We start from the raw sequence: 13,521 nt of genomic DNA, 5'->3' as shown, positions 1-13,521 counted from the left end.
TTTGTTGATAAAAAAGGTCTGCTGTCAAAGCAGGCCTTTTTTAATACAAGGGGGATGTTATGAAAAATATTGCGCTTATAATGGCAGGTGGTGCCGGAACAAGGTTCTGGCCAATGAGTAGAAAAAGTATGCCTAAACAGTATCTTAACTTAACGGGCCAAGATACATTATTAAATGAAACCATTGAAAGATTAATTGGACTCTATGATATAGATGATATTCATATAGTAACAAATAAGGACCAAGAGACTGTTCTTTTAGAAACACTTCCTGAAAACTTTAAAAGAGAGAACTTGATATTTGAACCTGCTATGAGAAACACTTCTGCAGCCATTGGTTATTCGGCGGTGGTTTTAGAAAAAAAATATGGACATTGCGTAATGTCTGTTTTTCCAGCAGACCATCATATTTCAGATGTTGAAAAGTTTCAAAAGACAATAAAATTGGGGATTGATGCCGCTAGTGAAAATAATAGCCTTGTCACATTTGGGTTGAATCCCACTTATCCAGCAACAGGGTATGGTTATATTCGAATGGAAGATAAGGTAATCACAAATGGGGTTGGTCAAGTAAAAGAATTTGTTGAAAAGCCAGATTTAACGACTGCGAAAAAATATATTGATCATGGCTCATATTTTTGGAACAGTGGTATGTTCACATGGAGAAGTGATGTTATACTTGAAGAATTCAAAAGACATCTACCGGAGTTATCCTCAAGACTTGTAAGTATTGCTGAAGACTATAGTAAAAACACTGTTAAAAAAGAATATCCCTTAATGGAGAAAGTTTCGATAGATTATGGTATTCTTGAAAAATCTGATAAGGTACAAGTGGTTCCATCCTATTTTGAGTGGAACGATGTTGGAACTTTCGAAGCTCTTGATTCTATACGTGAATCTGATGAAAATAATAACATTATTGAAGGAAAGGCTCTCGCAATTGAGAGTAAAAACACCACGGTCATTAGTAAATCAAAACTTATTGCCACTGTTGGTCTTGATAATATGATTATTATTGAAGAAGAGGATGCAATCTTAGTGTTGCCTAAAGATAGGGCGCAAGATGTGAAGACTATTGTTGAATCATTTAAGAAAAACAATATGGAAGACTATCTATAGACCTTATATACAATACGAATTATGAGAAATCCACAAAACCCAGTACAAGGCAAACGCCTAATGTACTGGGTTTCTTTTATACCTAAATTTAAGTAAAATCTGATACATCGTATATGCAATCACAATGCCCACAAGTAGACCACCGATCCCACCAGCTAAATCAAGTTGAATGTCTTTTATACTGGGGGTTCGCCCGGGAATGAAGCTTTGGTGGTATTCATCAAGGCCCGCAATCAGCGGTAGTAGGAAAAGTGTTACAAGCACAGCTTTAAGTTTTGGCGGTTCAAAATGATTCATCGCCACATAAAGGGTCAGTCCAATAACAAAAAAAGCAAAGAGGTGCATTAAGTCCCGAAAGAAGTAATAGTCTATTTTTATATTTAAATGAAGGAGTTTATTGAGAATCACGTAGGACTGGTCTACCGTTTCCGCCCCATCCTGATGAGACAACCACCCGAGCACAAGCACCGAAACAACAGGTAGTGCTCTTAAAATATGTTTAACTTTATTAAAACCCATACTTTCACGCCTTTCAAACAGGACCAAAGTCTCTGGATTATACCAAAAGATTTCAGTATATTGTGGTTATAAGATTTAAGTACCCATAATTTGGACGTAAGTAACCGGTCAAAAGTTCCGATTCGGTCACAAATTGGATAGGCAAGTATTGAATACGTTCGAAATTGTACGAAAATCCATACAATCCATAACATACCAGTGTAGAAATTTGTCGAATGGGGTAAATAGATGACAAGAGAGGGTCAGTGAAGATGGTCTCTGGAATTGTATCCGGGAAAATCTTTATTGCCGAAAGGCAGATTGTTTTCTCGAAAGGGCAAACCAACTGAAAGGTTGGGACGCAAAACTGTAGGGCCTAAGCCGGAAGATCCGGTATGGTAGCCAGTTACCGAAAGAAAGGTCTGACCCATAACATGTAACTTCAAAACTAAATAGACTTTTCTTTCCCTTTATTTACATAAGGGCAAACCAGTCGTGAGGCTGGGACGCAAAACTATAGGGTCTCAATTTCGAGACAGCCAGTTACTGGAGGGAAAGATCATGAAAAAAACCTTAGTTGTATTACTAACGTTTGTTATCTGCTTTGGATCTATTGGTTCATTTGCAGACACAGCTTATTTTGATACAACTTCAGTAGACCGAGGCATCATTTCGGTTTCCTATCAAGGTCAATCTGGTCAGCATAAAGTTATGGTACAAAAGGGCAGCGAGAAGGTTTTTTATAACCTAATTGATGGCTCTGTAACAGTACCACTAACATACGGAAGTGGAACCTATCAAGTGGCCCTTCTTGAAAAAGTTGCTGATAGCGAATACAAATTCGTCGATGAAGAGTCCGTGCACGTAAAAATGGCTTCCCCAACTGCCCCTTACCTAACCAGCTCCCAAACTGTGAATTGGAAAGATGCAGAATTGATGAAAGCCACTGTTCGCACACTTGTAAATGATGATATGTCAGATTCAGAGATTGTTGATGCAGTCTACAACTATATTGTTGACACATACTCATATGATTATGATAAAATCAATGGTCTTACAAGTCTGTACACACCAAACGTTGACGCGTTTATTCAAGATGGATCAGGAATTTGCTACGACTACTCGGCTCTTTTCGCAGGAATGCTAAGAAGCCAAGGTATCCCAACAAAACTTGTTAAGGGATACAGAAGTGGCATAGATGCCTATCATGCGTGGAACGAAGTATATCTTGATGGTCAGTGGATCGTTGTTGACACAACCACAGATGCAATTTTAAAATCTGATGGCATGTTCACAATGATGCAGCAAGACCCAAGACAATTTAACAATGTTCACACGTATTAATTTGCTAACCCTCTCAAATACTTACTCAAATCCAGATCATTCATTTACAGCATCAACCCTAGGCCTATGGCGTAAGGGGGGATGGTGTTTTTATTTTACGCTAAAAATAAGGAAAAACTGCCGAGTTGTATTAAAAAACCTTGTATTGTCTTAACTAACCATAGTCAAATCCTTAGAATTCCATTAAAGTTTACATGGATGTATTGTTGTGTATAAAAACACAGCATATAATGTATTAAGAAAACCATTTGGGGTGCAATGTAAAGGGGGCGGGTTGTATGCGAAGTGTGCTATTTGCACTGCTGTTTTCAGCATCGTTTTTACCCAATTTAATGATAATAGATAGTTTTATAAAATTTGATGTGTCGATGTATAGAAAGGTTTTGGCATCTCTAATGATGGGGTCCATATTCCTTTTTATATCTAAGGCACTTCCTGTGAGCAATCCAAGACTCTTGCTTCAAGCTTGTATGTATTTTATCGTCCTCTATGTGGTTATGAAAATGGGATGGAAAAAAACACTTAAGGCGACAACCATGCTCATGCTCATTAGTCTCATAACAGAAAGTTTTGTTCTAAAAATGCTTGAAACAACTCTTATGGGATATGAACAGCTTTTCATGATAGATACATTCTATGCATTGACTCTACTCCTCTATGACACAATACTTTTTGCAGTGGCATTCATAGTGAGACAAATCACAAAACATAGAGAGTTTCAGCTGAAAATGAAAGACGTTCAAGTTCGAGAATAGATATATTTAAAATCCAGCCTAGGCAACCTAGAGTCTGGATTTTTTTAGTCACAAATGATCTGCATAATTATGACTTCATCTTGCTGTCTTTACAAAATAGAAGTATAGACCCAGCAAATACCGAACCAAAGACAGGTTTAAAAGGCTATGCCACTTTTGGTATAATATTGTAGGAATATTTCGAAAGTCTAAATAATTTCAGACGATCTAGCGTGACTTTTATACTTGGCAGGTTTAACTGATTTGTTTAAAACGAATCAGTCAAATCCTATACCAGTGAAATCAATAATTTAACCTGTCATAAGTATGAAGTCAAAACAGAAAATCTGTGAAATGGTCGACACCTAAGTGTGCAAAAGGATGTGATACCCATTCTAATTAAAAATGGAAAACTTCATACGATGATGGATGCGCCCTATATAGGCGATATTCGTGTGGAAAAAAGTCAAATCAAAGAAATAGCTAGAGATCTTAAGGCATTTGATGATGAAGAAATCATCGATGCAAGAGGTCTGTATGTGCTTCCAGGATTTATTGATCCGCACACACATTTGGGCATCGGTGAAGAGGGCATTGGCTTTGAAGGCAATGATGTTAATGAATACTCTAGCCCTATCACGCCTCATTTAAAGGGCATTGATGCCTTTAACCCAGCGGATACAGCCATCAAAGAATCTATTGAGGCTGGGGTGACTTCAGTGGCTGTGGGCCCGGGCAGTGCCAATGTTATAGGGGGACTCTTCTCTATGATAAAACTGGGCTACAAACAAGCTGATCAGTCCATTATAAAAGAAAGTGTGGGCATGAAATGTGCACTGGGAGAAAACCCTAAGCGCGTGGGAAAAGAAAAAAGCACAATGCCTATGACCCGCATGGGAACAGCGGCAAAGTTAAGAGAAGCCTTATTCTTAGCTAGAGAATATATGGAAAAGATCAACTCTCATATCTTAAATCCAAAGGACAATGAAAGACCGTCTTACAATATGAAGTGGGAGGCCCTTATACCCGTGTTGAAAAAGGATTTGCCTCTTAAAATTCATGTACACAGGGCAGATGATATTTTAACAGCCATCCGCATTGCAAAAGAATTTGATGTGAAATTTTCACTGGACCACTGTTCGGATGGTCATTTCATTACAGATTACATAAAGGCTTCTGGAGCCAGTGCCATTGTTGGACCAACACTTGGATTTAGAACAAAGGTGGAAACCAGGGGCAAAACTTTTGAAACACCGGGAATATTAAAAAAGGCTGGTGTGCCTGTAGCCATAACAACTGACCATCCGGTGATTCCGCTTAGAGAACTCCGTATATGCGCTGCATATGCTGCGCGCTATGGCATGGGGCAGGAAGAAGCTCTAAAAGCCATTACCCTATATCCGGCTCAAATCGTTGGCCTTGATCATAAAATCGGGAGTCTTGAGCCAGGCAAAGATGCTGACATTGTTCTTTGGTCTGGGAATCCCCTAGACGTTTTCTCAGAAGCAAGACTTGTAATGATTGATGGTCAAGTCAAGCATAGTAATCTTTAAGTTAAATCCATAAGTTGACTTTTCTCCATTCGGCCATATACCACTGGGGAGGATCAGCAAACTTAAGCTTGTGAAAGAAAACTTTTGATATAGACACTCAAATTCAGAAAGGATGAAAACATGTTACTTATTAAAAATGGACTGACATACACCATGGAATCTGCACCAGAAAAGCTAGACATTCTTGTGGAGGATGGCAAGATAAAAAAGATAGGAACAGATGTGTCTGCACCAGCAGACTGTAAGGTGATTGATGCAGAAGGAAAAATGGTTTTTCCAGGCTTCATTGATGCCCACTGCCACCTAGGTATGTGGGAAGATGCCATTGGATTTGAAGGGGCAGACGGCAATGAAATGACTGACCCTATAACACCAGAGCTGCGAGCTATTGACGCCATTAACCCTATGGATAGAACTTTTGAGGAGTCAAGAAACGGCGGTGTGACATGCTGTGCATCTGGCCCAGGAAGTGCCAATGTCATTGGGGGACAGTTTGCAGTTATAAAGACCGTTGGAGATAGAATCGATGATATGATTGTAAAGGCACCCCTAGCTATGAAATGTGCCTTTGGTGAAAATCCCAAACGTGTCTATAATGAAAAGAAGAAGTCTCCAATGACTCGAATGGCTATAGCGGCAGAGCTTAGAAATGCCCTAGCAAAGGCCAAGGAATATCACGATAAGTTAGAGAATGCTAAAGATGATCCAAGCAAGAAGCCTGGATTTGATATGAAAATGGAAGCCCTCTTGCCTGTGATTAGAAAAGAAATGCCTCTAAAGGCTCACGCCCACCGTGCTGATGATATTCTCACATCTATTCGTGTGGCTAAGGAGTTTGATGTGAATATCACACTGGAACACTGTACAGAGGGACATCTCATTGCTGATCATATCGCGAAGGAAGGCCTCTGTGCTGTAGTGGGTCCAAGCTTTGGGGACAGATCAAAGTACGAGTTAAAGAATCTAACATTTGAGACACCAGGCGCTCTTTCAGCGGCCGGCGTCAAGGTGGCTATTATGACCGACCACCCAGTGGTGCCTCTTCAGTACCTCCCAATGTGTGCTGGTCTTTCTGTTAAATCGGGAATGGAAGAAGAGGAAGCCCTAAAGGCCATTTCTATCAACGCGGCAGAAATTCTTGAAGTGGATGACAGAGTGGGGTCTTTAAAAGAAGGTAAAGATGCAGACATTGTAATCTGGGACAAACATCCCTTTGAACTGGACTCAAATGTTCTAACAACGATTATTGATGGCAAGATTGTCTATGAAAAGGCCTAGCCCTTATATCATATAGAGCTCTTAATTAACATATGGTCACACAGGCATGATGTGGGTCATGCTGATGACACTAAAATGCTCATATTTAAGCTGTTTAATTTAAGTTTATGAAATCCTAATAAAACCTTTAAAAACCACACGTGATGTTATAGAATGTAGCATCGGGTGTGGTTTTTTATTGCCTGACGAAAGGCAGTGACTTTGTTATAATATAAGAAGGTTTATTTTGGTGTACAATCAAGGAGTAACCCATGCAACAAGAGTTGACTTTTATAATAGAAAATGAAAATGAAATGAAGGATTTTGGAAAAACCCTTGGGGAAAATCTCAAAAAGGGTGATGTGGTTTGTCTTTCAGGAGATCTAGGGGCTGGAAAAACGACTTTAACAAAGGCCATAGCAATAGGTCTGGAAATCGATGATTACGTGACAAGTCCCAGCTATACCATTGTTAATGAATATGAAGGACGCTTAAACCTGTATCATTTTGATGTCTATAGAATTAATGATGTTGAAGAAATGTATGAACTTGGTTATGAAGAATACTTCTTCGGATCAGGGGTTTGTATTATTGAGTGGGCTGGTATGGTGGAAGACTTGTTGCCTGAAAATAGAATTTGGATAGAAATTTATCAAGGGGACACACTGGAAAAACGAAAAGTTTTTATAAAGGCAAGCTCTGATATATTATCAACCTTAGAAACGGAACTTGAAAGCAAGCTGAAAGGAAAACTGGAGGGCATCATATGAGAATATTAGCGATAGACACCTCATCTCAAGTGGCATCTGCTGCCGTGCTTGAAAATGACAATCTATTAGGGGAGATGACAATCAATCATCCCAGGACACACTCACAAAAGCTGATGCCAATCATTCAGTCTCTTTGTGGATCTTTAGACCTTTCTGTTAAGGATATGGATATGATTGCAGTGGCAGGTGGCCCAGGATCCTTCACAGGTGTTAGAATTGGACTTTCTGCAGCAAAGGCAATGGCTCATCCCTTTAATATACCTGTGGTTATGGTATCGACTCTAAAAGGTCTTGCCTACAACCTCCCAGGATGTGATGGGATCCTTTGTCCTATTTTAGATGCCAGACGTGGGGAAGTCTACACAGCGGCGTATAGATGGCAGTCTGAGACCTTAATTACAATGATTGAGGACCAACCACTTCCGTTGGATACCCTACTGGATAAGTTCAAAGATGGACACGCCCAGCGAATTGTTTTTTTAGGGGATGCGGCAGAAAAATTCAAGGAAAAAATACATGAAGTATTAGGTGCGCGGGCTGTTATTGCTTCACCAACGCATTGTCTTCCAAGAGCTTCGTCCGTTGCTATGGCTGCATTTGTGAATAGGGACAGTGCTGTAAAATATGATGAAGTCAAGGCCAATTATTTAAGACGGTCTGAGGCAGAAGTGACTTGGGAGAAAAAACATGGAAAACAGTCGGACCAGTAATGAGATAAAGCCACATCCATCTCATCAGTGTGTCAGATTAATGACCCTGGAAGATGTGGATGCTGTACATGAAATTGAATCAAGATGCTTTTCAACACCCTGGAGCAAGGAATCCTTTGTGCAGGAGATCACAAGCAATAATTTGGCCCGATATATGGTCTTAGAGTTAGAGGGACAAATCATTGCCTATGGAGGGTTTTGGATCGTTGTGGATGAAGCCCATATCACAAACATTGCCGTCGATCCATCTATGAGAAGAAGGGGGCTTGGCAAAATCTTGGTTAAGGGCATGATCGAAGAAATTGAAAAAACAGATCTTGATAATGTGACACTGGAGGTTCGAGCCAGCAACACACCAGCCTATAATCTCTATGAAGGCTTTGGATTTGTCGAAGCGGGACGAAGACCAGGTTATTACCAAAGTCCAAAAGAAGATGCCATTATTATGTGGCTAAAATTAAAATAGCCTGTTTGCAAAAGGACGAGACAGTCATTTGGAAAAGGTTAAAATCTAGGTATACAATCTGAATCAAGGGGGCCAAAATGGACGAATTGAAAGATCAGAATGAAAAGTCAAAGTCTGATCAGGACGAGTTTTTTCACTCAAGTGATGAAGACGGACTGAATAAAAGAAGTGATGACGAAACAAGTGAAACACCTAAACAAGAACATAAGCATGTGACAAAAGAAGAAAGAGAAATACTTCACGCCGATAACAAGGAAGAGCATATATCTTTTATGCAACGTTTGATGATGGTTTTAACATCTCCAAAGCGTGGGATGGCGTTGGCTGCAAAATCTCCGATGATTATTGGTCTTTTGGTCATATTCGTGATTTCTGCAATGGTGATTTACATACCTCAGCGGCCCATGTTTTCTAAAATGACAATGATGGCAATAGAAAATGCCGATAAGGTCTTTACAGCCGAAGAAATAGACGCCCTGCTTGCAGGTGGCGCGAACACATCCATGTTTATGAGTATGTTCTATTTTGTTTTCACACCACTTTTTAAGGGGCTTGTGGCCTTTGCCTTAGCCATTTTGCTAAGTGGTCGGGGCAAGTTGAAAAGCACAATGGGTGTGGTTATGAATGCCTACTTGATTATGCTCATTGGACAGTTTATGCGCATGGTCATGGTGCTTGCAAGTGGAAATCCATATTTCTCCATCTCTCCTGCCATGCTCTTAGAGGTGGGACAAGAGACAAGCCAGCTGTTCACTGTTCTATCAGCGGTGGATCTGTTCGCCATCTGGTACTTGTTTGTTACCATGATTGGTGTCAAGCAAGTTCATGGTTTCAGTCAGTCCAAAGCTTTTTTAGTGGCTTTTGGACCATTTTTAATGATGCTTGGCCTCGGCGTGGCAGGCTTATAAACCCGTTATTATAGTGAGGGAGTGACTTCATGAGTAAAGATTTATTGACCTTGGCCATAGAGACAAGTTGTGATGAAACATCTGCAGCTGTCCTTCAAAATGGCCGAACGGTTTTATCCAATATAGTGTATTCTCAAATAGATATCCACAAGAAATTCGGTGGCGTGGTGCCAGAAATTGCATCTCGAAATCATGTTGAGAAAATATCTCAAGTTATTGATGAAGCCCTGGTAGCTTCTAAAAAGACCTTTGACGATATGGACATGATTGCTGTCACATATGGACCAGGCCTTGTGGGGGCGCTCCTTGTGGGTGTGTCAACAGCCAAGGCTCTTGCTTTTGCTCTAGACAAACCCCTTGTGCCAGTTAACCATATAGAAGGGCATATTTGTGCAAACTTTATTGAATTTCCTGATCTTGAGCCACCATTCGTATGTTTGATTGTTTCAGGTGGACATTCTCACTTGGTTCATGTCAAGGAATATGGAAACTATGAAATACTAGGGCGCACAAGAGATGATGCTGCTGGAGAAGCTTTTGATAAGGTGGCCCGCACCCTAGGACTTGGATACCCAGGCGGACCTAAAATTGACAAGCTGGCTGAAATAGGCAATCCTGAAGCGGTTCATTTTCCAAGAGCCTTTCTTGAAAAAGGGAGCCTAGACTTTAGCTTTAGTGGACTTAAATCTGCTGTCCTCAACCATCTAAACCAGTGTAAAATGAAGGATATGGAAGTTGTTCCTAAGGATATAGCAGCGAGCTTCCAGGCATCTGTTGTAGAGGTCTTAACCACTAAGGCCATTATGGCTGCCAAACAATGTGGCGTGGATAAAATTGTCCTTGCGGGGGGCGTCGCAGCCAATAATGGTTTGCGTCAGTCCTTAACTGAGGCTGTGAAAAAAGATGGCCTGGAACTTTATTATCCATCTCTTGGTTTATGCACAGATAACGCTGCCATGGTAGGGTGTGCAGGCTACTATGATTTCTTAAACGGTGTTAGAGGCAATATGGCTCTAAACGCAGTGCCAAACCTCAAACTTGGTGTTAAGCCTTAAAAATACAAAAGAGTTTACTTTATACTTTGCATGAAGACCAGGGGACCCCTGGTCTTCATGCTTTTTTATATTTAGGGCTTAAGTTTTTCCCCCTACCACGACCCCTATCACGACGAAACAGTCATAGGCAAATGGATTTGAATATAAGGTTTGATATCAAAATGTCAACAACTTCATAAAAAATAGTGATTATGTAAACTCTTTGTGAAAGGTTAGAAATTTCAGAATACTCCCAGATTTCTGTGTATAAAGTTGTGGATAGTGTGGATAAGTTTATAAAAACCGCCTCTTATACATAAAAAGGCTGTGGATAATTCTGTGTGGAATGTAAAAGTATCGATTAAAACATTTACCAAAGGGTGATAGCTGTCTAAGTTTTAATGTAAAATTATGCATTATGGATCATAATTGGAGTTGACATAATTCGGGCCTGTGGATTATGAATGCTTTTGTTGGACTGAGAGTTTTTATTTGTGGTATAAACTATACAGTTTCTAAAATGGCGCAATTAAAAAGATGCATATCCATGGATATGCACCTTTTTTCAAAATCATTCATTTTTTATGACATTCAGACACTTGCAAAATTACAGATCTATACCCACGCTATGCCGTATATAGAATTTTGATTCTTAAATATCTATATGGAGGGGGCTTAAATGATATTTTGCAAATCGATTACATTAAGCGTTTTGCTCAACGTAAGTTAAAATATCCTTTATTGTACGGAATGATAGGGCTGTGTCATCAGGGATTTCAATATCAAACTCTTCTTCAATAGCCATAATGATCTGAGCAGCATCAAGCGAATCTGCTTTTAAATCATCTGTCATGGATGAATCCACAGTGATTTTTCCCTGTCCCACAATATCAAGCTGTTCTTCAATAATGTCTTTAATCTTATCAAACATGATTTATCCTCCTAGTTGAGTGACTTGCAAATATCCCTGAAGAGTCATCGCACATTAGACTTAGATTTATATGATTCGGTATCAATAAGTGGTGTCGTGATGATATGGATATGCTTTTGCAAGGTTTTAAATTGTGTTTTCTCCAAATATATTATAACGAGATCTTGCTAATGTCTATATGGATCAGATCATATGAGCTGCTCCCAAGTTTCGTACAGTTCATCAAGTTTTTCTTTTACTTCAGTGAGTTTTTGATGAATTTCTTGGCTTTTTTCTGGATCAGAATAAACACTTTCTAAGCAAAGTTCAGCTTCATAGGCTTCAATTTGTTCTTCTGCTGTATGAATATCAATTTCAAGTTGTTCTTGAGCTTTTTTCAGCTTACGGGCCTCTGCAGCAGCTTCCTTTTCACGTTTTCTTTCGTCTCGAAGCTGAGTCTTTGTCTTTTGTGGCTTTTCTTCTTGCTCTGTATCTTGAAGTTGGGCTTGTTTGATTTTTTCCTTGTAGTAGTTGTAATTGCCATAATAGATTTTCATACCGTCAGGCTGAAGCTCAAATATTTTAGTACAGACCCGGTTGAGGAAGTATCTGTCATGGGATATGGCCAGAAGTGTGCCATCGTAGCCAAGAACCGCATCTTCAAGAGCTTCTTTAGAACTAATGTCTAAGTGGTTTGTCGGCTCATCAAGCAGAAGAAAGTTTGACTTTGAAAGCATAAGTTTTAAGAGGGCCACTCGGCCTTTTTCCCCTCCGCTAAGCTGGCCAACATTTTTAAAGACATCATCTCCTTTAAAAAGGAAGGATCCCAGTAGTGTTCGTATTTGGACCACATCCAGGTTTGGGTTGGCATCTGAGATTTCCTCAACAATGTTATTGTCTGGGTTTAGGTCAGACTGGTCCTGGTCGTAGTAACCTGTCATTACGTGGTGTCCAAGTTTAAAGGTGCCTTGAAGGGCTTCGACTTGTCCGAGAAGAATTTTAAACAGGGTGGTTTTGCCAATGCCGTTAGGGCCAATGAGACCAATGCGTTCTTCCTTATAAATATCAAAGCTTACATTTTCAAAAAGCGGTGTGTCTGGATAGGCCATGGCAAGGTTTTCTGCCCGGAGCACATCGTTGCCACTTTTTATTTGAGTGGATAAATGAATGTGGGCCCGTTCATCAAGCCACATGGGTTTATCGATTTTCTCAATATGGTCAAGTCGTTTCTCACGGCTTTGTGCTCTCTTGACCAGTTTTTCTGTGCCATGCTGTTTAAATTTTCGAATGAGGTCTTCTTGCTTTTGAATTTCTTTTTGCTGGGCTTCATAGGCCTTAAGCTGCTCTTCATATCTTGCCCGTTTAAAGATGGCAAAGTCAGAATAAGAGCCCTTGTGGCTGAGGAGCTGAGTGTTTTCGATTTCAAAAATCCGGTTAACCACCTCATCAAGAAAGTATCTGTCATGGGAAATGACGATGAGGGTGCCTGGGTAAGAAGAAAGAAAACCTTCCAACCAATTGGTGGCCTGGATATCTAAGTGGTTGGTAGGCTCATCCAGAAGGAGTATGTCGGGTTTTTTCAGTAGGAGTCGAGCAATGTTGACTCTAGATTTCTGTCCACCGCTTAGAACCCGTACAGGCTTCCTGATTTCATCTTCATCAAAGCCAAGTCCTTTTAAAACACCACGGATTTCACTTTTATAGCCATATCCATTTCTCATGTTAAAGTCTTCAAGAATGTGGGCATACTCATCCATTAAGGTTTCAGGTGCCGCTTGGCTTTCAGAACTGAGTCGGGCAATCTCTTGCTCCATGTCCCTAAGTTTGTTTTCCATATCTATTAAATCCTGAAAAACGGGCAAGCAGTATTCAAATAGGTTTTCATCGGACTCTATCTCGGGTGCCTGTTCCAGATAGCCTACGGTCAGGTCCTTTGCCTTGTAAATATCACCAGAGTCATTTGATAGTTCACCTGTTATGATTTTAAAAAGCGTGGACTTTCCAGCTCCATTTCGACCAATAAGACCAATTCTATCACCTGTTTCAATGGTGAAGCTGATGTCCTTTAGAATGACATCTATGCCATATGATTTTGTAATGTTGCTACAAGATAATGCGATCATCTATAATAACCTCCATAAAAGGGTAAACACAATGTGTCCGTACCTATTTTATAGGAAGTCGGGCAGATGAGCAAATTCAATTTATCCTGTCAGCGG

The 13,521-nt window shown here is 40.0% G+C and carries 13 protein-coding genes and 2 riboswitches; of the genes, 10 read left to right on the top strand and 3 right to left on the bottom strand.

All coding sequences use genetic code 11. The features are described 5' to 3' along the window. Positions 1–59: 59 nt before the first annotated feature. Positions 60–1,118: a mannose-1-phosphate guanylyltransferase gene (locus tag ACQ4KW_RS18615; protein ID WP_430883937.1), complete on the top strand. Its 1,059-nt coding sequence runs from the start codon at positions 60–62 to the stop codon at positions 1,116–1,118. Positions 1,119–1,175: 57 nt separating this feature from the next. Here ACQ4KW_RS18615 and ACQ4KW_RS18610 read toward each other — a convergent pair whose 3' ends face one another. Beyond that, complete coding sequence (locus ACQ4KW_RS18610) at positions 1,176–1,637, bottom strand: VanZ family protein (RefSeq protein WP_430883936.1); 462 nt, start codon at positions 1,635–1,637, stop codon at positions 1,176–1,178. Positions 1,638–1,942: 305 nt separating this feature from the next. Beyond that, a riboswitch (cyclic di-GMP riboswitch) is annotated at positions 1,943–2,030 on the top strand. Positions 2,031–2,089: 59 nt separating this feature from the next. Next, a riboswitch (cyclic di-GMP riboswitch) is annotated at positions 2,090–2,167 on the top strand. A gap of 10 nt (positions 2,168–2,177) precedes the next feature. Here ACQ4KW_RS18610 and ACQ4KW_RS18605 point away from each other — a divergent pair. From ACQ4KW_RS18605 to tsaD, 9 genes are all read left to right on the top strand, one after another. Continuing rightward, positions 2,178–2,960: a transglutaminase-like domain-containing protein gene (locus ACQ4KW_RS18605; protein ID WP_430883935.1), complete on the top strand. Its 783-nt coding sequence runs from the start codon at positions 2,178–2,180 to the stop codon at positions 2,958–2,960. Between the two features lie 278 nt (positions 2,961–3,238). Continuing rightward, positions 3,239–3,715: a hypothetical protein gene (locus ACQ4KW_RS18600; protein ID WP_430883934.1), complete on the top strand. Its 477-nt coding sequence runs from the start codon at positions 3,239–3,241 to the stop codon at positions 3,713–3,715. Positions 3,716–4,065: 350 nt separating this feature from the next. Continuing rightward, complete coding sequence (locus ACQ4KW_RS18595) at positions 4,066–5,247, top strand: amidohydrolase (protein ID WP_430883933.1); 1,182 nt, start codon at positions 4,066–4,068, stop codon at positions 5,245–5,247. Positions 5,248–5,367: 120 nt separating this feature from the next. After that, positions 5,368–6,525, top strand: coding sequence for an amidohydrolase (locus ACQ4KW_RS18590; protein ID WP_430883932.1), 1,158 nt, complete (start codon positions 5,368–5,370; stop codon positions 6,523–6,525). Positions 6,526–6,776: 251 nt separating this feature from the next. After that, complete coding sequence (gene tsaE / locus ACQ4KW_RS18585) at positions 6,777–7,274, top strand: tRNA (adenosine(37)-N6)-threonylcarbamoyltransferase complex ATPase subunit type 1 TsaE (RefSeq protein ID WP_430883931.1); 498 nt, start codon at positions 6,777–6,779, stop codon at positions 7,272–7,274. Then, positions 7,271–7,984: a tRNA (adenosine(37)-N6)-threonylcarbamoyltransferase complex dimerization subunit type 1 TsaB gene (gene tsaB / locus ACQ4KW_RS18580; protein ID WP_430883930.1), complete on the top strand. Its 714-nt coding sequence runs from the start codon at positions 7,271–7,273 to the stop codon at positions 7,982–7,984. Before tsaE ends, tsaB begins: the two co-directional genes overlap by 4 nt. After that, on the top strand, positions 7,962–8,450 hold the full coding sequence (gene rimI / locus ACQ4KW_RS18575; RefSeq protein WP_430883929.1) for a ribosomal protein S18-alanine N-acetyltransferase: 489 nt from the start codon (positions 7,962–7,964) through the stop codon (positions 8,448–8,450). The genes tsaB and rimI overlap by 23 nt, the downstream gene beginning before the upstream one ends. Before the next feature lie 77 nt (positions 8,451–8,527). Continuing rightward, the gene (locus ACQ4KW_RS18570) at positions 8,528–9,358 is read left to right on the top strand and encodes a Yip1 family protein (protein ID WP_430883928.1); all 831 of its coding nucleotides are present in this window, start codon (positions 8,528–8,530) and stop codon (positions 9,356–9,358) included. Positions 9,359–9,387: 29 nt separating this feature from the next. Continuing rightward, positions 9,388–10,413 (top strand): tRNA (adenosine(37)-N6)-threonylcarbamoyltransferase complex transferase subunit TsaD, encoded by a 1,026-nt coding sequence (tsaD, locus tag ACQ4KW_RS18565; RefSeq protein WP_430883927.1) that lies wholly within the window; start codon positions 9,388–9,390, stop codon positions 10,411–10,413. Between the two features lie 682 nt (positions 10,414–11,095). Here the strand turns inward: tsaD and acpP are convergent. Both acpP and ACQ4KW_RS18555 read right to left on the bottom strand, forming a co-directional pair. Continuing rightward, the gene (gene acpP, locus ACQ4KW_RS18560) at positions 11,096–11,323 is read right to left on the bottom strand and encodes an acyl carrier protein (RefSeq protein ID WP_430883926.1); all 228 of its coding nucleotides are present in this window, start codon (positions 11,321–11,323) and stop codon (positions 11,096–11,098) included. Between the two features lie 188 nt (positions 11,324–11,511). Further along, entirely contained in the window at positions 11,512–13,425 is a 1,914-nt protein-coding gene (locus ACQ4KW_RS18555) for an ATP-binding cassette domain-containing protein (protein WP_430883925.1), read from the bottom strand. Between the last annotated feature and the right edge of the window lie 96 nt (positions 13,426–13,521).

This window comes from Tianxiuia mixotrophica, from assembly GCF_050596425.1.
Lineage (GTDB): Bacteria > Bacillota > Clostridia > Peptostreptococcales > Acidaminobacteraceae.
The sequence above is the reverse complement of the archived record's forward strand: the minus strand, read 5'-3'. Positions and strand labels throughout refer to the sequence as shown.